Source organism: Bacillus cereus group sp. MYBK139-1, from assembly GCF_051916915.1.
GTDB lineage: Bacteria > Bacillota > Bacilli > Bacillales > Bacillaceae_G > Bacillus_A > Bacillus_A pacificus.
In genome coordinates this window covers 2,118,627-2,142,998 of record NZ_JBQAHO010000001.1, presented here as the reverse complement: position 1 = coordinate 2,142,998, position 24,372 = coordinate 2,118,627, and the positions used below count along the sequence as shown (strand labels likewise).

Genomic DNA, 24,372 nt, shown 5'->3' with positions numbered 1-24,372 from the left:
GAGCACCAGTAGCACCTGTTGCGCCCGCCGGTCCTTGAGTACCAGTAGCACCTGTTGCGCCCGCTGGTCCTTGAGCACCAGTAGCACCTGTTGCGCCCGCCGGTCCTTGAGTACCAGTAGCACCTGTTGCGCCCGCTGGTCCTTGAGCACCAGTAGCACCTGTTGCGCCCGCCGGTCCTTGAGCACCAGTAGCACCTGTTGCGCCCGCTAGTCCTTGAGCACCAGTAGCACCTGTTGCGCCCGCCGGTCCTTGAGCACCAGTAGCACCTGTTGCGCCCGCTAGTCCTTGAGCACCAGTAGCACCTTGAGCGCCTGCCGGTCCTTGAGGTCCAGTAGCACCTTGAGCGCCTGCCGGTCCTTGAGGTCCAGTAGCGCCTGTTGCGCCCGCTGGTCCTTGAGGTCCAGTAGCACCTTGAGCGCCTGCCGGTCCTTGAGCACCAGTAGCACCTGTTGCGCCCGCTGGTCCTTGAGCACCAGTAGCACCTGTTGCGCCCGCTGGTCCTTGAGCACCAGTAGCACCTTGAGCGCCTGCCGGTCCTTGAGCACCAGTAGCGCCTGTTGCGCCCGCTGGTCCTTGAGGTCCAGTAGCACCTTGAGCGCCTGCCGGTCCTTGAGGTCCAGTAGCGCCTTGAGCGCCTGCCGGTCCTTGAGCACCAGTAGCACCTTGAGCGCCCGCTGGTCCTTGAGCACCAGTAGCACCTTGAGCGCCTGCCGGTCCTTGAGGTCCAGTAGCACCTTGAGCGCCTGCCGGTCCTTGAGCACCAGTAGCACCTTGAGCGCCCGCCGGCCCTTGAATACCTTGAGGCCCTTGAGGTCCAGTAGCGCCTTGAACACCTGCTGGTCCTTGAGTACCAGTAGCACCTTGAGCGCCCGCCGGCCCTTGAATACCTTGAGGCCCTTGAGGTCCAGTAGCGCCTTGAGCGCCTGCCGGTCCCTGAGGCCCAGTAGCACCTTGAGCACCCGCCGGTCCTTGAGGTCCAGTAGCGCCAGTAGCACCAGTAGCGCCAGTTGCTCCTCCTCCAAGGCATCCTGACCCGTATTGAACTAGGATAGCTTGGATCTCTGTTATGAGTTTAACTAGTTTGTCGGTCGTACAACAATCTACTTTGAATAACTTAGCGATATACAATAAATAATTAAGCAGGCTTTGTAGTTCAACGTACAACGCTCCGCATGAGAAAGGTGTTGTTCTTAAAATAGTTAATAGATTAGCAATGATAGAATTTCCAATTTGTCTTTGTGCTGGAGATAAATCTAAGCAATTGAGAAATTTTTGTAAGTTATTTAGGGCAGCGATCAAGTTATCGATATTATTTTGAGAAGGGTTTTGAAAGACAGCTTGAATAGCTTGGCCAAGAGCTTGAAGAAGTCTAACGAATTCTGTAAGTTCGGACTTAGAGATGTTAATATGACTACAAGCTCTGACTTCGCAACAGTCATTACCATAAAATACTTTTCCTTTATTTTTATTGTTCATCTTTTCATTCCTTTCTTTCATAGAATCAATAGTCATTACTATATATTAAAATGAAATTTATACTAAATCCGTGATGGACAAACTACCATTTCTAAAAAAATAAGAAATTGGCCCGCTTGGCAAACAAATAAGTAAGATATAGAGAAGGTTTTATCCCGCTTTAATGGGCAGTAAGACCCCCACCTCAAAATTCAGCGAAAGCAAAGAAATTAGGTGGGATATCAACTGCCCATAAAAGCCCGATTGGTGAGGGCTGATAATCAGTGGGAGATGAAGAACCACCTACTGATTAAAGCTTTTTATATAATGTAAAGAAGAAAAGTTCAATATAAAAAGCTACATGTCAATTGTTGAGGGATTTAACAATTGACATGTAGCTCATGGATTGGATTTTATTTGTCTTGATTTAATCTTTCAAGGGCTGTTTTAGGTAAGATTGGAATTGAAATAGTAAAAGTAGTGCCATCTTCATTACTAGTCATTTTTAATGTACCGTTATGATTTTGAATAATTTTTTTCGTTACTGCCAATCCGAGTCCTGTACCGGAATCTTTTGTTGAGAAGAATGGATCAAATATATATTCTTGAATCGCTGGTGGAATACCAGTCCCATTATCAGTGAAAGTAATACGAACAAAATTATCTAGGCGGTAACTAGTAATTTGGATAGAAAGTTTTTTTTCTCCTTGAGCATCGACAGCGTTCTGGAATAAGTTTAAAAAAACTTGCACAAGTTCATGACGATCAATATGAACTAAAATATCATCTAATTCGGTAGAAAAATTATAATCAATTGAAATGTTATGTAAAAAGACTTCGCTAGCTAGTAACTGTTGAATATACTCACGTAAAAATGTATTAATTGGAAAGGGTTCTCTTGTAAATTCACGTGTTTTTGAAATAGATAAAAATTTTGTAATGATACTATTTGCGCGATCTAATTCAGGAATAAGTAAGTTTTTAAATAGTTCTTTATTAGATGGAGAAACAGTTTCTTGTAAAAATTGTAAATAACCTCGTACGGTTGTAAGAGGATTACGTACTTCATGTGCAATACCAGCTGCAATTCGCCCTGCTAACGAAAATTTTTCTGCATCACGTTCTGTGTTTAAATAATGAAAGACACTAATAACTCTAAAAATTTCTCCGTTATAATCACGAATAATTCGATTATTTAAAATGCCATAGTTTTTGTCTAAAACTTCTTCATTATATATTTCTGTGCCTGTTCTTAATGTTTCAAGAGCTTTAATTTTTTCTTCAGGTAATTTTAGTAATTGTTGAATTGGTTTTCCGATTATATCATTTCGTACTACACCAAAATCATCTGCCGCAGCCTGATTACATAAAGTTATATTTCCTTTATTATCAACAAAGGTTACATGATGTGAAAAAGCATCAAAAATATGAACAAAGTATGTTTCAAGTTGTTTAAATAAAAATAATGAATCGCAAGTAAGCTGAAAATCAGCCTCTTTATTCTCTTTTTGTATGTTTTGAATAGAATGAGTTGATCTCATTTTCTTTATTTGTAAACCAATCTGTGGATTTTTATATGTGAAATGATGTGGTAATTGATTCACAAGTTCTTCATAAAAACGTACTTTATTTTCTAATTCTTCTATTCGTTTTTCATGACACACAATATCATCTTTTGGAAGCATAAATAAATAACCCCTCAATTTAAAAATTCTTCCATCTAGTATATCATATTTTTATACGGATACTCTTAAAGAAGGGACTACTTAATGAAATTGATTGGTCGAAGTGTTCAGGAAGTGAGTAGAATGGATAGTAGGTGAAGTTAAAAAGGGAGGAATATATTTGCTTTTCATTGGAGTAACAGGGTGGGGAGATCATGATTCTTTATATATAGACCCCTATGAAAATAGAAATAAATTACGAACATATAGTGAGTATTTCCCTATAGTAGAAGTGGATAGTTCATTTTATGCGATGCAACCTGCACGAAACTATACAAAATGGGCAATGGAAACACCGAAAGATTTTTCTTTTATCGTCAAAGCATATCAAGGAATGACAGGACATATGAAAGGTGAAATTCCTTTTTCTACGTTCGATGAGATGTTTGATGTATATAAACAATCTATTCTTCCTTTAATTGAAGCTGGTAAATTAAAAACGATTTTATTTCAATATCCACCATGGTTTGATTGTAAAAAGAAAAATGTAGATTTTCTCCGATATACGAAAGAAAAAATGGAAGGTTTGCCGTGTGCAATAGAATTTCGAAATCAAACATGGTTTTATCCAGAAATGAGAGATAAGACGTTACAGTTTCTAGAGCAAGAGAAATGGATTCATACAATTTGTGATGAGCCACAAGCAGGGATGGGTTCAGTACCACTCGTATTAGAAGTAACGAATGCAGAGATGGTGTTAATACGTTTTCATGGCCGAAATGTTCATGGCTGGCTTGATAAAGGGGAAAATTGGAGAGCGGTTCGTTGCTTATATCGTTACAACAATAAAGAATTAGAAGAATGGGTAGAAAGACTAGAACAATTAAAAAAGAAGACAAAGGACATATACGTACTATTTAACAATAATTCAGGCGGAGATGCAGCTGATAATGCGAAACAGCTTATGAAAATGATGAACATTACATATGGTGAGCCAAAGCCTGAGCAATTAAATTTGTTTGAGTGATAATAAACAAGAAAGGAACTGTACAAACAGGGGGAATGTACAGTTCCTTTCTATATGAAAAAGAGGGGTAACAATGTTACTGAGCGTTTGGTTGATTCATCAATTGTTGGCTTCGTAATAAATGATAATGGTTATCATTATCATTGTCAATGGTTTTCCTGAAAATAAATAAAAAATTTTTTGTGAGGTAGTAACGATAGGGAGATGCCTAATAGAAGTTTGGCTAAAGTAAGGAATTGTTTCGAGGTAGATTTCCGGCAAACCCCTGATAAAGTGAAACTTTAATCAGTGGGGGGTTGTTCATCCCCCACTGATTATTAGTTGAACCAATCGGGCGTTTACGGGCAGCCCGCCCCCCACCTAACTTCTTTGCTTCCGCTGAATTTTGAGGTGGGGTCTTACTGCCCGTTAATGCGGGATAAAGTATAAAAAAAGAACAGCAATTAATGCTGTTCTTTGCTAGTGATGAATTGTTGTAAATCAAAAGGAGTTATCGCTTGGATAAATTCTTTTGAGATAAGTGTTTGAACAAGAGTACTCTCAGAAATAGAAGCACCTGTTTTCTTTTCATAAGCTTGTTTTAATAAATCAAGTTTTTCAGCCGTTTCTTTCGGTAATTCAATTGTTAAAGTGTTCATAATTTCTCCCCCTTACTATTAGAGTACCACTACAATATAGGAGAGACAAGAAAAGAGAATGTGAAACATAAAAAAGGTTACCATTTATAAATGGTAACCTTTTTTATGTATAAGAGTTATTAAGCAATACCGATATACTTTAAAGTTTTTGATGGAGTACTATGATCAAAGAAGTGTTGTAAAAATGCGATATCAACACCTGATTTGTATGCACAATATCCCCAAGTTTTTCGAAGTGTATGTGAGCTAATCCCTTCTAATCCAACTTCTTTTGCAGCCTTGTTTAAAATGTACCACGCATGTTGTCTCGTAATAGATTTTGTTCCTTTTTGAGACTTTAACAATGGTTCATTACGTTTCCAAGTTTTACGTTCTTTCATATAGTCTTCGATCGCGTGCTGTAAGTCTTCATTTACAGCGAACCATTTATGTTTCTTTACTTTTTCATTGTAAAATAAAATGGAATGGCGAACATTTTCATTTTCATCGATTACATCACTAACTTTTAATTGTAAGATTTCACTTACTTTTAAGCCAGAATTTACAGCTAATACGAATAATAAGCCATCACGTTTCGAAGATTGTAAAAGTATATTTTTGATAGTTTCTAATTGTTTTTCGTTTTGAATAGGTTGTCCTGCTTGTTTCATTTCACGCACTCTCCTCTTTTATATGTGTAAAGGAAAGGATTAACTTGTCTCTTACTATAAAGGGAGAGTGTGAATTTCATGTGAACTCCTAGTGAAATTAAGACAAATTATTTGACTTCTTTTACTTTTTGTAAATTAAAGTAGAATACAACACTATTAGTCGTATTATATACACCGTACTCGGCATCGTGGAGGTCTAAAATATTTTTAACAATAGATAATCCAAGACCAGTACCACCAGTATGACGGCTGCGCGATGCATCTAAACGGTAGAAACGATCCCAAATTTTTTCAAGACTTTCTTCTGGAATAGGGTTTCCCGTGTTTTCAATTTCGACCTTTACTGTATCTTCCATTGCTATAACGGAGACTTGGATTTTTTCTCCATCTGGCGTATAGCGAATTGCATTGCTAAGTAAATTCACAACCACTTGTTCAATACGACTGCGATTCGCTTTCACAAATATAGAAGAGTCTACATCTATGTTCACTTGTAAATGCTTTTCTTCCATGCTAAATAATAACTTTGTATAGACTTGTTGAATTAATTCACCGATTGAGAATGTCGTCATATCTAGTTTGTACGTACCTGATTCTAATTTTGCTAATTCTAACATTTCAACAATAAGTCTGTTCATATTTTCAGTTTCTTCTAAAATAACATCTGTATAATACGTCGTATCTCTACTAACACCATCTTTAATTCCTTCTGCGAAACTTCTAATTACACTGAGCGGTGTTTTTAATTCGTGTGATACACCAGAAATGAATTCTTTTCGCGTTTTCTCTAATTGACGTTCACGTTCAATATCTTGTTGTAATTTTGTATTGGCAACATTTAATCGATCGATTCGGTCTTTTAAATTTACAGATAACGTATTAATACTGCCGGAAAGTCCGCCAATTTCATCATCTGCTGTTACAGGTAATTTCTCGCTAAAATCAAAATTAGCCATTTTCTTTGTAACGCGATTCATTTTAATTAATGGCTTCACAATGATTTTTGAGTAGTAGAAGGATAACAAAATAATTACGAGAAATACGATGATTAAGGCATAGACATAATAATCTTTCAAAACGAGCATCGCTTCATTAACAGGTTGCAAGGATGCTATCGCAAAAGCATATTCTGTAATCTCTCCATTTTCTATAATAGGTTTTACAAAGATACTATTCTTTATATTCTCCCCGCTATCTATTATATAAGTGTTTAATTGCTGCGAGTTAGCAGTGCCATTTCTAATAAGCTCTGCAAAATATTGAACGGCTTGTAATGTTTCAATATCATTTGCAAGACGAACCTCGGCTTTCGATGGAAGCTGTAACTTAGAGATCGTACCAGTAAACTCAATTTGGGTAACAGTTTTGTATCGGTTTGTAAGTCTATTTTTAGAAGGGTTACCATTAATAGATGAAAAATCTGAATTGGTATATTCGTTTTGCCATCTATTATAATTTGTTGTCAATTTTATTGGTGTTATTGTATTGTTTTGTAGTAAACCGACGACGTTTATCACATCGTCTTTTTTCAATCCTAAGTTTTCGAATTTCTTATATTCTTCGGGTGTTAAAAGATTATTGAGCGGAATGGAATATGTTTCATTATTTTTAGGATTAAATACATCAATATAGTAATTGCTGTCGCTTTTAATAATGCCATTCGCATTTAAAAATTGCATATCAGCATTTGTTTTATCATGAAATTCTTGTTTTAGTTTTCGAATTTCTTCATAACTTTTATCACTTTTATCACTTTTTTCGTAAGCATCTACAAACTTCTCAAAAGCAGTTTGTACTGTTTTTACTTTTTTATTAATATAAAATTTCTCTAAAAATAGAGATTGTCCTAGGAAAAAAAGGAGGAATATGATTGTAAATAATGTTGATGTTAATAGAAATAGTTTAAAGACGATACTTCTGTTTTTCACTGCGTCACCTCTTGTGAGAAATACTGTAAATGATTTCTTTATTATAACAAACGTTACAAAAAAGTAGAGGAGAAAATCTGTCTCTTCCGAAAGTAGTTTTTTATAAAAAGTCACATAAAAAGAACTCGACAGACGTATGACGAGTTCTTTAATGTATTATTGTTGAATTGCTGCATCTAAAGCGATTTCAATCATTTCGTTAAATGTAGTTTGACGCTCTTCAGATGTTGTTTCTTCACCAGTGAAAATGTGATCGCTTACTGTTAATACAGATAACGCATTTACACCGTATTTCGCTGCTAATGTGTAAAGAGCAGTTGTTTCCATTTCTACTGCTAGTACACCGTAATCTCCAAGTTTTTTAACCATGTCCATGCTTTCGCGGTAAAATACATCTGCTGTTAAAACGTTACCAACACGAACGTGTAAGCCTTTTTCAGTTCCAGCATCATAAGCTTTCTTTAAAAGATCGAAGTTTGCAGCTGGTGCAAAGTCAAAACCTGGGAATGTTAAACGGTTCATGTTAGAATCCGTACAAGCTGTCATTGCGATAATAACGTCACGTACTTTTACGTCTTTTTGAATGGCACCGCAAGTTCCAACGCGAATTAAATTTTTAACTCCGTAGCTTTGGATTAATTCGTTTACATAAATAGAAATAGAAGGAACACCCATACCTGTACCTTGCACAGATACACGTTTTCCTTTATAAGTTCCAGTGAAACCTAACATACCACGCACGTTATTATAGCAAGTAACGTCCTCTAGAAATGTTTCAGCAATATATTTTGCACGTAATGGATCACCAGGTAATAGAATAGATTCAGCAATTTCGCCTTGTTTTGCTTCAATATGTACACTCATGAAAAGTCCTCCTTATAATGTATTGATAGAAATCAATATCATTTGCATTATACACTACGAATCCTTTCAATTAAAATCTTTTTATTATTTGTAATATGTGCAAAACAGAAGGATTTCATAAATTATCATCTAGAATATATATGTAAGAAGTTTTGTATGAATAGAGACTATAAAAATGGTAGGTGATGTTTTGAAAAATCTTGTCATTGGACTCGTTGCTTTGCTATTTGTTGTAGTAGGCGGATTTTACATAAAAAAGTATCAAGAAACAACAGAGACTGTAGGTGATGTTCAGGAAGTAAAATGGGATGTGTCAAATGGAAAAGGAAATGAGAAAGCAGATATTGTGTTTCAATTATTAAATAATAAAAATAGCGAAGTGCGTGGTGTGAATGATCAAATTCGGGCAGTTATTGTAGACGGACAATTAAAACATGTACAACAAATGAAACCTACATTCGCAGGAAATGGATCATATAAGGTATCTTCTAAAATAGCGAAAGATGAAGGATATACAATATTTTTATATGAAGACAAAAATAAGTCTGTGCAATCATTTGCGAAGAAAGATTTTGGGAAGGAAATAGAGGAGAAAAATAAGAAAAAAGTAAAATTTCCAATCGATAGTGTACTTACAAAAAAAATAGGGGAGTATGAAGTTTCTCTTTTATTCGGTGCACTGCATCCGAATGAGCCAGTGACGTTAACATTTCAATTTCAAGCGAAAAAGGGTGGAAAATTGAAATTACATTCAGAGAGAGGAGAAGTGGAGGCGCTCTATATTGTGGACGAAACGAGAGAAAATTTTTTATATGCAATCCCTGTTGATACAGATGGACAATTACAATACCGTATTACATTTCCTGCTGAAGGAACGTACAAAATATGGGGAGATTTCTATATAAATGGTAAGAAATATGAAAAAGAATTTATTGTACAAGTTCAAAAAAGAAAAAACAGCTAACTATTTAGCTGTTTTTTCTTTTTCCTATTAATTTTGTTACAGAGAGCATTGTAATTGGTAAAGAATGATTCTTTCTAAATGCTAAATATTTACCGCTCCATGCTGGTTTATATTTTTCTTTAAAATGTCGTAATCCGCTGAAACTATATGTATAACGAACATTATTAAAGATGGCAGCAGCAACCCGTTCAGACCAGAAAGATTGTGTCGATAAACCTACATTTGAAAGTGGTGCCATACCAATATTAAAGGAGTGGTATTCATTTTCTTTTGCCCACTGGAATAGGTGGATGAAAATTGCATCCATAATGCCGCTAGGCGCATCTGGATAATAGCGCATTAAATCAACAGACAATGATCCGTCTTGATATACGGGCATAAATGTCGTGAATGCAATGATTTTTCCATCTGCATCAGATAATGTAGCGATAGGAGCACGGCTAATATATTCACGATCAAAGTATCCGAGTGAGAAACTTTTCTCTTTTTTTCCACCGAGCCACGCATCTGAAACTTTTCTTAATTCTTCAAATAGTTCATCTGAGAACGGCGGCTGGTGAATAGAGAATGTATAGCCTTCTCGTTCAAAACGGTTGAAAGTCGCTCGCATACCGGCACGTTTTTTTCCTGTTATTGTAAATGTGTTCAAATCAACGACAGCTTCTTCACCAAGCTTAAAGAAGTTATAACCAAAATCATGATATAAACTCATCCATTTACTTTCGATTTGGTAGAATACACAAATGTATCCAAATCGGTCAGCTTCAGCTAAAAACTCTTGTAACACAGTACGGTAGGAGGAAGGATCTCCAATTGGATCACCTAGCACAACAAGACGTTTTCCAGTTATAGAGAAGAGAAGGAGCGCTTTCCCATCACTACTAAAGAAGAATTGTTTATCACCTAAAAAACCTAAATGACTAAGTACATTTCCACCATGTTCATCTAAAAAGTTTTGCAATCTTTTATCATTAGCTGGTTGCCCGGGAAATTCATTTCGATAACGATTAGCAATGAGTGAGCCAATCAGTAAAAATGTAGGAACGAAAAAGGCAGCTGCTAATGCACTTCGTTTTACTTGCGTAATATTACGAACGACAAAATCAGGTTTAAAAGCTTCTTTTGCACCTGCAAATAAAATACCTAAGTTTTTATATAAATATAAAGTTATAAGTAAGAATATAAAAACTTTTACGATATCAGAAAGTGAGACTTCCATTTTCTCGCGTACAAATCTTTTACGAAGCATATATAATACAGCGAGTACAATTAATAAAATAAACGTTTCTTCAATATCAATCCCTTTTAGCGTATTAAAGATAGCTGCTCCGATTAAAGAAATAATCGTCATATAGTAAGAACGCTTTGTTCCATAATATATGCCTCGTGAAAGGATCAGGAGGAGAATACCGAATGTTAGTGATAAGCTAAAAGAAAATTGAATAAGATGTTTTGGAGCTAGAATATGTAAGGCGTGAGCTCTGTTTATACTTGTCGGTAGAATAGTCGATAAAATAACCATTAATCCAGCAAATACTGTTAAAGCAGCAGAGGCCCATGAACCTAGTTTTCCTAGAAAATCACGCTGCAAAGTCCATATAACACCAGTTGTTTCTAATGCAGGCGCAATAAAAGGTTTGTCTTCAAACTTTTTAATGGCCACGCCTGTCATTTCAAAAGCTGCAAAAATAAGACCAAGGCAGAATGGTAAAATGTAATAGACGAGGCGATATAATAACATAGCAGGTAGTAATACGCCTGTATCAATGCCATATTGTCCGAGCCCAGTTAAAAAGACAAGGTCAAATGAACCAAGTCCACCAGGTACAAGACTAACAACACCAGCTAAAGCAGCAATGACATACACGCCTAAAAACTTTTGAAATTCGATATCAATGCCAAATAATATTAGTATGACGTACATAACAATGCCAGCAGATACCCACTCAACTAACGAAACTAATGAGTATAAAACAGTTGGGTTTTTCTCTTCTTCTCCTTCAACTTGTCCTTCAGTTTGCTTTGGTTTTCTATTTTTTAGTTTAGAAAAGCCGATGTATATAGGGACGAAAAGGGCGAAGAAGATCAAAACAGGCCATAGCCACGGTTTTTCATGCAAAATAAAACTTGTGTCTAATATTCCAATAAGACCGAGGAACGAAAGAATAGCGAGTCCGTTAATAAAAGCGGTTGTCATCCAGGCGATACTTTTAATAAGTTTGCCATTTTCTTTTATGTATGGACGATAAAGCATTGTTCGTACACCTGCTCCAACGAGACCACCAAATCCAATAAATCCATTTAAAGTATTAGCAATCCATGAGATACGAAAAATCTTTTGGACAGGTATATCCGCTTTTAAATAACGAAGCATAACATAGTCGTAAAAGAACATTGTTGATACGGCAAATGCACCAAGTGTAATTGCTAAAAAGACTCCTCCGGTTGGAATGTTTTTAATTGTATTGATTGCTTCTAAAAAAGAAATGCCTGCTAATTCTTTTTTTGCTTGAAAGAATACAATGGTTAATACAACAAATGGGAAGATAATTTTCCCGATTTGTAAGAAACGTTTCCATGAAAACGACATAAATACAACTCTCCTTGTATAAGAAAACTGAGACAATAATATTATTATGACAAACTTCAAGAAAAATAAAAAGGTAAATTCCTGTATAAGGAAGCTATTTTTTATAGGGATTATATTTAAAAGAGTATTTCGTTTGTCAGAAAATTAAGTTAAAATAAATTGAAAGAAGGAAGAGAGGGGAAGTAGATGATTATAATAGGTTATGCGGGATATGAGCTAGAGAAAGCAAAACCTAATACATCAGAAGATTTCTTTAATAGATCTGAAGTGACATATATATTAAATGATAAAGAAAGAACCTTTTCTGTTTTATATGTTCGGTATTTTGAAGAAGTTTTACAAGAAATTACTCCTTTTGAAGGAAATCCGGTATGTAAAGTAGAAAATCAAGACATATATTTGCGGGATATTGTAGCGATCTGTTGTTTACTGAAAGAGAATGAGCTTCGCATGCAAAAACGTTTGTATTTAAATAATATAGAAGAATTCCAACAATATTTTGATGAGGAAATAGTCGTGAAAGTACAAGAAATATTGGCTGAATTACATAAAAATAAAAGAGTAGAAATAGCGTGAAATGGCAAAGGAGAGGGAAAAATGTCTAATCTAATGGTGGAAAATCAAACAGAACAAGTTTCTATGTTTTTAGAAGATGTTATTCATTTGATAACCAATTATGTAAATTATCATACGTTGCCTTCTTTATTAGAAGAGACACCGGCAGGAAACGAACAATATTATAAAGGGTTATTAGCGTCAATAAGACGTCTTCTCGTTTTTTGTGAAGAAGGGCATGATGCGTGTTTTGTTTTGTTAAATAGCCAGCCATTTCGAAAGACAGCAGCTGAAAAGATTTTATATAAAATTTATCATCAAGTAATTGCAGAGTTTTTTTCACCAAAGAGTGATCATTGGTATGAAAATAGTCGATCTGCTTATACAGGGAAAAACTCCATCGTTTTCCAACAAACGCCACCCGCATCTATAGAGCAAGTAATGAAGAATTTAGAAGGTAAATTTCAATTGATGCGTGAAGAACTAGAATATTATGAGACGGATTACCAAACAAAGATGTTACACAAATATTAATTCTGAAAAAGAAGCTAAGGGTACTTAGCTTCTTTTCCTTTTGTACAGTTATATAAGGGATTTCCTTTGAATATATTTAAGGGGATAGCATTAAGGAGGTGTAACATGAGTCAGCAAGGTGTATTCACAGATTACTTTCATGAAGTAGAAAGCTGGTGTGAAAGTGTTCTTCACGTATTAGATAGCCGTGCAATGGAAGTGTATGATGTCCATATGCTTGCTTATAAAATTCAAACGTTATTAGACCGTATGAAAGAGCATGAGTATGATACAGATGCAGAGTTTATGTATGAAATAAGTGATGATGTAGAACATATTCAGCATCATTTGCAGGAAGTATTCGTGCAGGGAGAAGAGGAATATGAACTATGTGAAAGAGGGGATAGTGAACGAGCTGTTCCAATTGGAGGGCATACACTCCCGCCATTACCATATCCATATAATGCGTTAGAACCGTATATTTCTAGAGAAATTATGATGTTACACCATGATAAACATCATCGTAGTTACGTGGAAGGATTAAATAAGGCAGAGAAGATGATGGAAGAAGCGAGAAAAACAAATCAATTTGATTTAATTAAGCATTGGGAAAGAGAAGCTGCTTTTCATGGATCAGGTCATTACTTGCACACAATATTTTGGAATAACATGAAAAAAGGTGGCGGCGGAAGTCCAAGAGGGGCTCTTTCACACCGGATTGAACAAGATTTTGGAAGTTTCTTGCGTTTTCAAAAACATTTCACAGAAGCAGCCTCTAAAGTGGAAGGTTCAGGATGGGCAATTCTCGTTTGGGTTCCGCGATCGGGAAGATTAGAAATTTTGCAGAGTACACTTCATCAATTATTTACACAATGGGATACGATACCGCTCCTTGTACTAGACGTGTGGGAACATGCGTATTATTTACAATATCAAAATCGAAAAGATGAATATATTAAAAATTGGTGGAATGTTGTAAATTGGCCGGATGTAGAAAAAAGATTTGAAAGTGCAAAACAAATAGAATGGACACCTTATTAGACGCAGGTTCTCTGCGTCTTTTTTATTGGAAGGAGAGGGAGATTTCGTTCATATTTTAAAAGGCCAAGCATACACTTGTACAAAAAGTGCCAAAAGGACGTGGGGGGAAATATGAGACGAATTTGTGTAATCATTACGCTTCTTATTATGTACGCAAGCGTTATACCAATTCCTACATATGCAAAGATGACCAGCAATGTTAGTGCTCGAAATGCTGTATTAATGGAGCAACAGTCAGGTCGCGTATTATACGGAAAAGCAGAACATGAGCCGCAAAAGATTGCTAGTATAACAAAAATTATGACTGCCTTGTTAGCTGCTGAGTCAGGGAAAATGAAAGAAATGGTCTCGGTTAGTAATGAAGCAGTGAGAGTAGAAGGCTCAGCAATTTATTTAAAGCCTGGACAGAAAGTAAAATTAGAGGATTTAGTATACGGACTCATGCTGAGATCTGGTAATGATGCAGCACAAGTAATTGCTGAAAATGTAGGAGGGAGTATAGATGGGTTTGTATATTTAATGAATGAAAAGGCGAAACAAATTGGAATGAAAGATACTCACTTTTCAAACCCACATGGTTTGGATGGAGATGGATCCCATTATTCGTCGGCCTATGACATGGCACTTTTAACAAGGTATGCAATGGGGAATGAAACCTTTAAGAAGATTTTTGGGACAAAAACGTATAAATCGGATTCGTGGGATTATCCGTGGAAAAACAAACATAAACTTGTGACGTCTTATTATGAATTTGCAACAGGAGGAAAAACGGGTTTTACGAAGAAAGCAGGACGGACGCTTGTTACAACAGCATCAAAAGATGGACTAGATTTAATTGTCGTAACTTTGAGCGCTTCTAGCGATTGGGATGATCATATGAATTTATTTGATAAAGGTTTTGAACGTTTCAAACAAACAAACGTTGTAGGACAAGGAGCTCTTGCTGAAATAACTGAAAAGAAATATGCCAATCATGTTTATACGAAAAATAGTTTTGCGGTACCTTTAACTGAGCAGGAAAGAAAGAATGTCGTATTAAAAGTTGAACTTGATAAAAGTGCGAAACTTAAGGATGGAGTAAAGGTTGGAAAGACAGAAATTTATGTTGGCAATGAGAAAGTTGGAGAACGAAATTTATTTTATAGTAAACGAAAGTTAGTAGCTACAACGGGAGTATATTGGAATAATGTGAAAGAAATTTTTTCTCATATGATAGGTGTTGGAAGCGATGGTTAATCTCGTATGGGTAGCGATGGCAGTCATAGGGATTGTATATGCCATGATAAATGGAACGATGGAAGCAATCAATAAAGCAGTATTTGATGGAGCAAAAGACGCAGTAACAATTTGTATAGGACTCATTAGTGTTTTAGTATTTTGGCTCGGTTTAATGAAAGTTGCAGAAGAAGCAGGATTGTTAAAAAAGTTAGTGTCACTTTTTATGCCGATAGTAAAAAGATTGTTTCCAGAAATACCAAAGGACCATCCGTCAATGGGATTTATTTTATCGAATATGATGGCTAACTTTTTTGGGTTAGGTAATGCTGCGACCCCTCTTGGTATAAAAGCGATGGAACAATTGAAAGAGTTAAATGGGGGAAAGGATTCGGCGAGCCGTTCTATGGTGACGTTTCTTGCGTTAAATACATCAGCGATTACTTTAATTCCTACTACTGTCATTTCGATTCGAATGACGTATGAATCAGCGAATCCTACTGAAATTGTTGGGGTAACATTCATTGCACAAGTACTCTCTATGATCGGAGCGATTTGGATTGATCGCTATTTTTACCGAAGAAGGAGTAGGAAGGGGCGGAAAAAATGAGTATTGTTAATACGATATCATTATGGGTAATCCCTTGTGTAATTGGTTTTATCCTTTTATATGGAACGATAAAGAAAGTGCCGACGTATGAATCGTTCGTTGAGGGGGGAAAAGAAGGGATTCAAATTGCAATCTCTATTTTACCGTTTATGGTTGGAATGCTCGTATCTATTTCTATATTTCGAGCTTCAGGTGCATTGGATGCAATGATATCAGTAATGAAGCCGATGTTAGATTTAATTCATGTACCAGCAGAAATTGTTCCACTAGCACTTATACGTCCTATTTCGGGCTCTGCTGGTTTAAGTATTACGACCGATTTAATTGCCACATATGGACCAGACTCATTCATTGGCCGATTGGCTTCTACAATGCAAGGGAGTACAGATACGACTTTTTATATTTTAACAGTATACTTCGGAGCTGTTGGAATTAGAAAAATGGGAGATGCATTAAAAGTAGGACTTTTTGCTGATTTAATCGGAATTATTTGTTCGATTGTGTTTGTTTCTTTAATGTTTAAGTAATACTATTCATTTTTTATGCTATTTCGCTTATAATACGTATACGACCACTATTAAGGTGTTGCTTAATAGTGGTTTTTTTATGCGGTATTTTTGACAAAATAATGAACTTTTATTGTGAGCAATATGAAAAATATGGACAATAATAAAAGGTAAAACCATGATTTGACCTTTATATGTTTATTATCATCGCTATGTTGTTTAAGTAAGAGGAAGCGAAAAGCCGTTAAGCGTATGCGGTTGCCAAGTCTTTCTAATGTAAGGTAAGATAAATTCGAGGTGAAAAAAAGAAATGGAACGATTACAAAAAGTGATTGCGCAAGCAGGTATTGCATCGAGAAGAAAGGCTGAGGAATTAATTCAGCAAGGAAAAGTGAAAGTTAACGGAAAAATAGTGAAGGAGTTAGGAACGAAAGTAACTCCTCAAGATAAAGTAGAAGTAAATAACATCCCTCTTGAAAAAGAAGAACCTGTTTATTTTTTACTATATAAACCAACTGGCGTAATTTCAAGTGTATCAGATGATAAAGGAAGAAGTGTTGTAACAGACTTTTTCCCGGAAATTACACAACGTTTATTCCCAATCGGACGCTTAGATTATGATACGTCTGGCGTATTATTAATGACAAACGATGGGGACTTCGCAAATGTATTAATGCACCCTAGATATAAAGTTGAAAAAACATATGTTGCAAAAATAAAAGGTCCTCTAACAGGTGAGAAAATTCGCATGTTAGAACGCGGTGTTATGTTAGAAGACGGAAAAACAGCACCAGCGCGTGTGAAGATTATTTCTTGGGACAAGCGTAAAGAAATGGCGATTGTACAATTAACAATTCATGAAGGACGTAACCGTCAAGTACGTCGTATGTTTGAAGCTTTAGACTGTAAAGTAGTGAAACTAAAGCGTGAACGCTACGCCTTTTTAGAAGTGGGTAGCTTGCGACCTGGTGATGCAAGAGAATTGACACCGCATGAGGTGAAACAATTACGTGCATTGGCTTCTACAAAGCCTCGCTAATCGATATTGTGAAACTTTCACCAGTGGAATGCTCCGCTGGTGATTTATTAAAAATACATATATTCATCACTCGTCGAAGAGAGGGGAAACAATATGAAAAAAAATCGCTTATTATTTCGCGTTATTATTCTGCTCATTTTAAGCGGTGCTGTAGGATTTACACTTTATCAAGGATATTTCTCTAAAGAAGAGAAAATGGAAATTGGAAAAGAAGCACCTAACTTTGTTGTGACAGATTTAGAAGGAAAGAAAATTGAGCTAAAAGATTTTAAGGGAAAAGGTGTATTTTTAAACTTTTGGGGTACGTGGTGTAAACCTTGTGAGAAAGAAATGCCTTATATGAATGAACTATATCCAAAGTATAAAGAAAAAGGCGTTGAAATCATTGCGTTAGATGCAGATGAAACGGATATTGCTGTTAAGAATTTTGTGAAACAATACGATCTTAAGTTCCCCGTTGCAATCGATAAAGGTGGAGAAATTATAAAAACGTATGGAGTAATACCATTACCAACAAGCTTCTTGATTGATAAAGATGGTAAGGTGATTCAAGAGATTAAAGGTGAACAAACGAAGGAACAATTGGAGGAGTATTTAAAGAAAATCACTCCGTAATAAAGAAAACCTTTACATACAAGGCGCTTACCTATAGTGCCTTTGGTTTAAAAATTCTGAGTATTGCGGTAAATCTAGGTTAGAATATACAATAGTACATATAGATACAGGGGCGGTGAGAGTGTTGAAAGAAATTAAATGTGAATGTGGACATGTGAATCCGATAGGAACTGTTTTTTGTGAAGCTTGTGGGAAACCATTTGAAAGCAATGAAAATATAAAACTATTGGATATGCGCTATGAGGGGAGTGCTCGGAGATCTCTCACGCAAACAAAAACGATTATTGATAAAATTTGGAGCTTTTTCTCTTCTGTAAAAGTGGGTGTATGGCTCATTGTAATCACTTTAGCTGCATCGGCGATAGGGACTATTTTTCCGCAAGAAATGTACATAACTCCAGGAATTGCACCAGCTGAATATTATAAGCAAGAATACGGATTTTTAGGGCAATTATACTATCAATTAGGCTTTAATAATTTATACGGTTCATGGTGGTATATGATGTTAATTGCTTCAATTGGTATTTCTCTTGTGATATGTAGCTTAGACCGTGTCATTCCACTTTATAAAGCTTTAAAGAAGCAAGGGGTAAAAAGGCACCCTAGTTTTTTAAAGAGACAAAGATTATATGGCACTGGTACACCGCAAGAGGGAGATTTTGACAAAGTTCAAAAGAATTTAAAGAAAACGAACTATAATGTGAAAGTGGAAGACGGAAACGTTTTAGCAGAAAAGGGACGTTTCTCGCGTTGGGGTCCATATGTAAATCATATCGGTCTTATTATCTTTTTATTCGGTGCGATGCTTCGTTTTTTACCGAGTATGTATGTAGATGAAACGCTTTGGTTACGTGATGGTGAAACGAAAGAAATACCAGGGACGGATGGCCAATATTATTTAAAAAGTGAGAAGTTTATAAAGGAAGTTTATGATAAAAGTAAGGACAAGGAAGTTTTTGATGAAGCAATTGACCGTGTAGGTGATAAAATGATTGCGAAAAACTTCCAAACGAATGCCGTATTATATAAAGCGGTAGGTGAAAAGATAGCTGGACAAAAACCAAAATTGGAAAAAGTAAAAGAAGTTGAAATTCGAGTAAATGAACCGCTGAAATTTGATCAATTTGCTGTTTATCAATTGAGTTATAGAGAAAATGAATTTAAAAGTATGTCCTTCCGTTTGCAAAATAAAGAAAATAATCAAAAGTGGGGACCGATTAAAGTTGATTTAACAAACCCTGCAGAAAAATATGATTTAGGAAATGGTTATTCTTTAGAACTATTAAGCTATTTCCCTGATTTTTATTTTGATGAGAATGGAAGACCAAATACAAAAACAAAATTACCAAACAACCCTGCATTTGTATTTAAAATGTTTACGCCTGAAACACCAGATGGTGAAGTGAGTTTTGTTGGTATTCAGCAAAATATAGAACCTGATGGAAATAATAAATATAAAATGTCGTTTGCAGGCGTGGAAATGCAAAATGCAACAGCACTTACTGTAAGGAAAGATTTAACGCTTTGGATTCTCGGTATTGGAGGATTTATATTTATGGTTGGTGTCATTCAAGGAATGTATTGGAATCATCGCCGTATTTGGATACAACGCGTTAATGATGAATGGTGGATTGCAGGACATACGAATAAAAACTGGTTCGGTTTAAAGAAAGATATTGAAAGAGTACTAGAAGGTACAGCAATTCCGCAACCAAATGATAAAGTAGTCGATAAAAAAATTAGTTAAGGTGGGGAAACGATATGGTGCAAATAAGTAGTAACTTTCTCTTTACCGCATTTATTTTATATTTAATTGCCACTCTATTTTTTGGGGGAGCAATTAAAGAAAAGGGTCATAAATGGGCAAACGTAGGAATAACGATTACAATTTTAGGGTTTATTGCACAAACAGTTTATTTTGTAACAAGGTGGATCGCATCAGGTCATGTGCCAGTTAGTAACTTTTTTGAATTTGGTACGTTTTTCGGCATGATGCTTGTCGGAGCATTTATTGTCATGTACTTTATGTACCGCGTAAGTATAATCGGACTATTTGCATTACCAGTTGCGCTTTTATTAATTGCTTATGCAAGTATGTTTCCGAGGGAAATATCACCGCTTATTCCATCTTTAAAAAGTAATTGGTTACATATTCACGTAACGACTGCGGCTGCAGGACAAGCAATTTTAGCAATTAGTTTTATTACGGGCGTTATGTATTTATTGAAAAATGTAGATCAATCAGTGAAAAGTAAACGCACATTTTGGCTAGAGACGGTAGTATTCACACTTGTTTGTACAGTTGGATTTATTGGAGTGACAACGGTATTTTCTAGTATGAAATATGAAGCAAAGTTTCAATGGATTGATAAAAATGAACAACAAGTGGAAATGAAATACAATCTTCCGGCATTAGTGGGGCCGCATGAAGGGAAGTTACTGACAGAAAATAAATTAGAACCGACAGTTGAGGTTCCGGCGATTGTAAATGCGAAAAAATTAAATACTGTTATTTGGTCAGTGTTAGTCGGAACGTTACTCTATATCGTATTAAGGCTAATTTTACGTAAACGAGTATCAGCGGCACTTCAGCCGTTAGTGAAAAATACGAATAGCGATTTGTTAGATGAAATAGGATATCGTTCTATTGCAATTGGATTCCCAGTTTTCACATTAGGTGCATTAATTTTCGCCATGATTTGGGCTCAAATAGCGTGGACACGTTTTTGGGGCTGGGATCCAAAAGAGGTTTGGGCGCTTATTACTTGGCTCTTTTATGCGGCGGTATTACATTTACGTTTATCAAAAGGATGGCACGGAGAGAAGTCAGCATGGTTAGCTGTAATTGGTTTTGCAATCATTATGTTTAACTTTATTGTAGTAAACTTAATTATCGCGGGTTTACATTCATACGCATAGAGAAATAAAATAGGAGAGTGTATGTCACTTTCCTATTTTATTTTTGTCAACTTTTCTTCTTTTTTGAGAAAAACATGACAAAGTAGCGGTTGATTTTGTAAAATGATGTCGAGGACATTATATACTGTTCAAAAAAAATACATAGTTTTGGAAAAAAATTGAACAAACTTTATTATTCTTGTGAAGCATAATATGGGAAGTGAAACATTTAGAAGATTGCTTAAATAAACGAGAATAGCGCAACATAATAGTATAGAAGGGTAGGTGTGAACCGTTGTGGTAAAAGTACGCAACGGGTAGAAATGGAAAATGAATCAAGAATTTTAATTGTAGACGATGAGGATCGTATTCGTCGTTTGTTGAAAATGTATTTAGAGAGAGAACAATACACAATTGAAGAAGCAGACAATGGTGATACAGCTTTAGAAATGGCGCTGCAAAATGATTATGATTTAATTTTATTAGATCTTATGATGCCTGGTAAAGATGGTATCGAAGTATGTAAAGGGGTTCGTGAGAAGAAAGCGACGCCAATTATTATGTTGACAGCAAAAGGTGAAGAAGTAAATCGAGTACAAGGGTTTGAGGTAGGAACTGATGATTATATTGTGAAACCATTTAGCCCACGTGAAGTAGTGCTTCGAGTGAAAGCGGTCTTACGCCGTTCTGTACCAACAACATTCTTTACACAAGATACAACGACAAAAGATGTTACTGTATTCCCTCATTTAACAATTGATAATGATGCACACCGTGTTACAGCAGATGGTAATGAGGTGAACTTAACACCGAAAGAGTACGAATTACTATTATTCTTAGCGAAAGCGCCTGATAAAGTATTCGATCGTGAGCAATTGCTAAAAGAAGTATGGCAATATGAATTCTTCGGAGATTTACGTACAGTTGATACGCATGTAAAGCGTTTACGTGAGAAGTTAAGTAAAAAATCACCCGATGCTGCGAAGATGATTGTTACCGTTTGGGGCGTAGGTTACAAGTTTGAGGTTGTGAACGACTGATGCTTTGGAGAAGTGTAGTAGGGAAGTTATGGATGACCATATTACTTCTCGTTTCGTTCGTGCTTGGATTTGTTGCGATTTTACTTTCACAGTTTTTTAGAACATATTATGTTGATATGAGTGAAGCTAGGCTTCAAAAAGTTGCAACAAGTGTTTCAGAGTTAATTGAGGAAGGTGCCGATGTAAAAACGATTGAGAATATCGCGTACAAATTCTCTGATCCACTTTCAAGGATCATTATTGTAGAAGATGGTAAAGAAATATCTTCTTCACCGAAACAAGAAGGATTAGTCACTCTTACAATGGATGACTTAAAAGAAGATAAAGAATTAGCGGCTGTGTTTACAGACAAAAAAGAAATTAAGAATAACATTAGAAAAGCCTCTAATAGTAGAAAGAATAAAAATACTGAAAATGATATTATGATTGTCGGAAAACCAGTACAGTCAAAAAATCAAAGTGCAGTGTTTGTATACGAATCTTTACAAGTGCCGATACAAGGCATGGAAAGAACGACTGATTTTATATTCTTATCAGCAGGGATTGCGATTATATTAACAACTTTCTTTGCATTCTTCTTATCTACTCGAATTACAGCGCCACTTCGTAAAATGCGTGAGGTTGCTTTTGAGGTGTCGCGTGGGAAGTTTGATGCAAAAGCCCCTATGGTATCTCAAGATGAGATTGGTGAGCTTGCAACAGCCTTAAATCAAATGGGGAAACAGTTGAAGTTTAATATGAATGCCCTGCAGCAAGAGAAAGAGCAGTTAGCTAGTATTTTAAGTAGTATGGCAGATGGGGTTATTACATTAAATCAAGAGGGTGAAGTCGTTGTAATCAATCCGCCGGCTGAACATTTCTTACAAGTTTGGCAAGAAGAAAAAGAGATAGAGCTCAGTAAAAAACTGCCTTCTGAACTTGTTGAACTATTCCATCTCGTTGTAGAAAGCGAACAACAACAAGTGGTTGAAATTAATTTACAAAAAGGTAACTATGTAGTTCTTATGACGCCGCTTTACAATCAAACGAAAATTCGTGGGGCTGTAGCTGTATTGCGTGATATGACGGAAGAACGCCGTCTTGAGAAAATGCGCCAAGACTTTATTGCGAACGTATCACATGAGCTTCGTACACCGATGGTCATGCTCCAAGGGTATAGTGAAGCAATTTTAGATGATATTGTGCAAACAAAAGAAGAAATTAATGAGTTTGTTCAAATCATTTATGATGAATCCGTTCGTTTAGGGAAACTTGTAAATGAATTGTTAGATTTAGCGCGTATGGAAAGTGGTAATGTAGAGTTACATATAGGTGAAGTTGATATTCATCCTTTCGTTGAAAAAATAGGTCGTAAATTCCAAGGAATTGCAAAGGATAAAGAAGTCGCGTTAACGGTTGATTTCAAAAATCCAATTGAGCAATACCCGTTTGATGCAGATCGTATGGAACAAGTATTGACGAATTTAATTGATAACGCAATACGTCATACGAACGCAGGTGGACATGTAACGCTTGTAATTGATACGAAAAATAATGGTATTATTTTTGAAGTACAAGATTCGGGCGCTGGTATTCCAGAAGAAGATATTCCATTTTTATTTGATCGTTTCTATAAAGCTGATAAAGCAAGAACACGTGGAAAAAAAGGTGGAACAGGACTCGGGCTTGCGATTGCAAAAAATATTGTGCAAGGCCATGATGGGAAAATTGCTGTTTCAAGTGTTGTTGGAGAGGGAACTACATTCTCTGTATATTTACCGAATCGTATAATTTAAATATACGTTTTAAAAGTTGATAATGAATAAAGTTCTACGGTTGTTTATTTTTTTGTAAAATCAATTAAATAAATAATAGTAGAACTTTTTTTCTAACTTAGTCGAATGAAGAATGATGAGAGGGGTGTCGTAAAGCGATGAAATTATATACAAAAACAGGAGATAAAGGGACAACAAGTGTAATAGGCGGCAGAGTGGATAAAGATAATATCCGAGTTGAAGCATATGGCACAATAGATGAGGCGAATTCTCATATTGGATATGCGATGACTAAACTACAAGGCGGGTCTTTCGGAGATATTTATAATGAACTTGAAAATATTCAACATGAACTATTTGATTGCGGGGGAGACTTGGCGATAGTAGGCGAGAAAATTCCTTATAAAGTAAAAATTGAAATGGTCGAAAACTTAGAAAGTAGGATTGATTCGTATATAGAAGAAGCACCACCGCTAGAACGGTTTATTTTACCAGGTGGAAGCGAATCGGCAGCTGCTATTCATATTGCACGTACAGTTGTAAGGCGAGCAGAACGATGTATCGTGTCCCTGCAAAAAGAAGGAGAAATAAATGAAGTTGTTCTAAAGTATGTAAATAGATTATCTGATTATTTATTTGCAGTAGCTAGAGTAATAAACGCTCGATTACAAGTAAAAGATGTAGAGTATAATCGCAGTGCAATCGTTTTTCGTGATAAGAAAGAGAAGGAAGTGGAGTGATTCACTTTCTTTTTTTGTATAGTTTTTTCTGTAATATACCAAAATAGAGAAGGTATGGTCGTAAT

General features: G+C 35.9%; 22 protein-coding genes. 15 read left to right on the top strand and 7 right to left on the bottom strand.

What is annotated here, in order from left to right; translation table 11 throughout:
* On the bottom strand, nucleotides 1-1,477 hold a 1,477-nt coding region (locus ACTFRS_RS10940; protein WP_440048710.1), incomplete at its 3' end, for a collagen-like repeat preface domain-containing protein.
* Nucleotides 1,478-1,869: 392 nt separating this feature from the next.
* Complete coding sequence (locus ACTFRS_RS10935) at nucleotides 1,870-3,141, bottom strand: ATP-binding protein (RefSeq protein ID WP_439194470.1); 1,272 nt, start codon at nucleotides 3,139-3,141, stop codon at nucleotides 1,870-1,872.
* Nucleotides 3,142-3,301: 160 nt separating this feature from the next.
* Here ACTFRS_RS10935 and ACTFRS_RS10930 point away from each other — a divergent pair, with 160 nt between their 5' ends.
* A complete protein-coding gene (locus tag ACTFRS_RS10930; RefSeq protein WP_014893183.1) occupies nucleotides 3,302-4,147 on the top strand; it encodes a DUF72 domain-containing protein in 846 nt (281 codons plus the stop codon).
* Between the two features lie 443 nt (nucleotides 4,148-4,590).
* Here ACTFRS_RS10930 and ACTFRS_RS10925 read toward each other — a convergent pair whose 3' ends face one another.
* The 4 genes from ACTFRS_RS10925 to deoD all read right to left on the bottom strand — a co-directional run bounded on the left by ACTFRS_RS10925 (nucleotide 4,591) and on the right by deoD (nucleotide 8,227).
* Nucleotides 4,591-4,785, bottom strand: coding sequence for a DUF3924 family protein (locus ACTFRS_RS10925; RefSeq protein WP_001094859.1), 195 nt, complete (start codon nucleotides 4,783-4,785; stop codon nucleotides 4,591-4,593).
* Between the two features lie 119 nt (nucleotides 4,786-4,904).
* A complete protein-coding gene (locus ACTFRS_RS10920; protein WP_000806236.1) occupies nucleotides 4,905-5,435 on the bottom strand; it encodes a tyrosine-type recombinase/integrase in 531 nt (176 codons plus the stop codon).
* Between the two features lie 107 nt (nucleotides 5,436-5,542).
* On the bottom strand, nucleotides 5,543-7,363 hold the full coding sequence (locus tag ACTFRS_RS10915) for a sensor histidine kinase (protein WP_242293731.1): 1,821 nt from the start codon (nucleotides 7,361-7,363) through the stop codon (nucleotides 5,543-5,545).
* A 156-nt stretch (nucleotides 7,364-7,519) separates the two neighbouring features.
* Nucleotides 7,520-8,227 carry a purine-nucleoside phosphorylase gene (gene deoD, locus ACTFRS_RS10910; RefSeq protein WP_000110707.1) on the bottom strand — a complete coding sequence of 236 codons (708 nt, stop codon included), beginning with the start codon at nucleotides 8,225-8,227 and terminating at the stop codon, nucleotides 7,520-7,522.
* Between the two features lie 175 nt (nucleotides 8,228-8,402).
* On the opposite strand from deoD, the gene ACTFRS_RS10905 reads away from it, so the two are divergent.
* On the top strand, nucleotides 8,403-9,191 hold the full coding sequence (locus tag ACTFRS_RS10905) for a hypothetical protein (protein ID WP_440023610.1): 789 nt from the start codon (nucleotides 8,403-8,405) through the stop codon (nucleotides 9,189-9,191).
* 4 nt (nucleotides 9,192-9,195) lie between these two features.
* Here ACTFRS_RS10905 and mprF read toward each other — a convergent pair whose 3' ends face one another.
* Nucleotides 9,196-11,781, bottom strand: coding sequence for a bifunctional lysylphosphatidylglycerol flippase/synthetase MprF (gene mprF, locus ACTFRS_RS10900; protein ID WP_139868099.1), 2,586 nt, complete (start codon nucleotides 11,779-11,781; stop codon nucleotides 9,196-9,198).
* 186 nt (nucleotides 11,782-11,967) lie between these two features.
* Between mprF and ACTFRS_RS10895 the strand changes: the two genes are divergently transcribed.
* From ACTFRS_RS10895 to ACTFRS_RS10835, 13 genes are all read left to right on the top strand, one after another.
* Nucleotides 11,968-12,357, top strand: a complete 390-nt coding sequence (locus ACTFRS_RS10895; RefSeq protein ID WP_000583785.1) for a hypothetical protein — start codon at nucleotides 11,968-11,970, stop codon at nucleotides 12,355-12,357.
* A gap of 21 nt (nucleotides 12,358-12,378) precedes the next feature.
* Nucleotides 12,379-12,870 carry a YpuI family protein gene (locus ACTFRS_RS10890; RefSeq protein ID WP_000067566.1) on the top strand — a complete coding sequence of 164 codons (492 nt, stop codon included), beginning with the start codon at nucleotides 12,379-12,381 and terminating at the stop codon, nucleotides 12,868-12,870.
* Between the two features lie 105 nt (nucleotides 12,871-12,975).
* The gene (locus tag ACTFRS_RS10885) at nucleotides 12,976-13,890 is read left to right on the top strand and encodes a superoxide dismutase (RefSeq protein WP_000082669.1); all 915 of its coding nucleotides are present in this window, start codon (nucleotides 12,976-12,978) and stop codon (nucleotides 13,888-13,890) included.
* A 111-nt stretch (nucleotides 13,891-14,001) separates the two neighbouring features.
* Entirely contained in the window at nucleotides 14,002-15,126 is a 1,125-nt protein-coding gene (gene dacB, locus ACTFRS_RS10880) for a D-alanyl-D-alanine carboxypeptidase DacB (RefSeq protein ID WP_139868096.1), read from the top strand.
* Nucleotides 15,119-15,715: a spore maturation protein SpmA gene (gene spmA, locus ACTFRS_RS10875; RefSeq protein ID WP_000247807.1), complete on the top strand. Its 597-nt coding sequence runs from the start codon at nucleotides 15,119-15,121 to the stop codon at nucleotides 15,713-15,715. Before dacB ends, spmA begins: the two co-directional genes overlap by 8 nt.
* Nucleotides 15,712-16,242, top strand: a complete 531-nt coding sequence (spmB, locus tag ACTFRS_RS10870; RefSeq protein WP_000029511.1) for a spore maturation protein SpmB — start codon at nucleotides 15,712-15,714, stop codon at nucleotides 16,240-16,242. The genes spmA and spmB overlap by 4 nt, the downstream gene beginning before the upstream one ends.
* 289 nt (nucleotides 16,243-16,531) lie before the next feature.
* Nucleotides 16,532-17,260, top strand: a complete 729-nt coding sequence (gene rluB / locus ACTFRS_RS10865; protein WP_000440555.1) for a 23S rRNA pseudouridine(2605) synthase RluB — start codon at nucleotides 16,532-16,534, stop codon at nucleotides 17,258-17,260.
* A gap of 93 nt (nucleotides 17,261-17,353) precedes the next feature.
* Complete coding sequence (gene resA, locus ACTFRS_RS10860) at nucleotides 17,354-17,875, top strand: thiol-disulfide oxidoreductase ResA (protein ID WP_000742210.1); 522 nt, start codon at nucleotides 17,354-17,356, stop codon at nucleotides 17,873-17,875.
* A 121-nt stretch (nucleotides 17,876-17,996) separates the two neighbouring features.
* Complete coding sequence (gene resB, locus ACTFRS_RS10855; protein WP_103626989.1) at nucleotides 17,997-19,622, top strand: cytochrome c biogenesis protein ResB; 1,626 nt, start codon at nucleotides 17,997-17,999, stop codon at nucleotides 19,620-19,622.
* A gap of 14 nt (nucleotides 19,623-19,636) precedes the next feature.
* Nucleotides 19,637-20,794: a cytochrome c biogenesis protein ResC gene (gene resC / locus ACTFRS_RS10850; protein WP_440023613.1), complete on the top strand. Its 1,158-nt coding sequence runs from the start codon at nucleotides 19,637-19,639 to the stop codon at nucleotides 20,792-20,794.
* Between the two features lie 302 nt (nucleotides 20,795-21,096).
* A complete protein-coding gene (gene resD / locus ACTFRS_RS10845) occupies nucleotides 21,097-21,813 on the top strand; it encodes a DNA-binding response regulator ResD (protein ID WP_000426862.1) in 717 nt (238 codons plus the stop codon).
* On the top strand, nucleotides 21,813-23,588 hold the full coding sequence (gene resE / locus ACTFRS_RS10840) for a sensor histidine kinase ResE (protein ID WP_440023614.1): 1,776 nt from the start codon (nucleotides 21,813-21,815) through the stop codon (nucleotides 23,586-23,588). Before resD ends, resE begins: the two co-directional genes overlap by 1 nt.
* Before the next feature lie 137 nt (nucleotides 23,589-23,725).
* Nucleotides 23,726-24,307 carry a cob(I)yrinic acid a,c-diamide adenosyltransferase gene (locus tag ACTFRS_RS10835; protein ID WP_000781284.1) on the top strand — a complete coding sequence of 194 codons (582 nt, stop codon included), beginning with the start codon at nucleotides 23,726-23,728 and terminating at the stop codon, nucleotides 24,305-24,307.
* Nucleotides 24,308-24,372 lie beyond the last annotated feature (65 nt).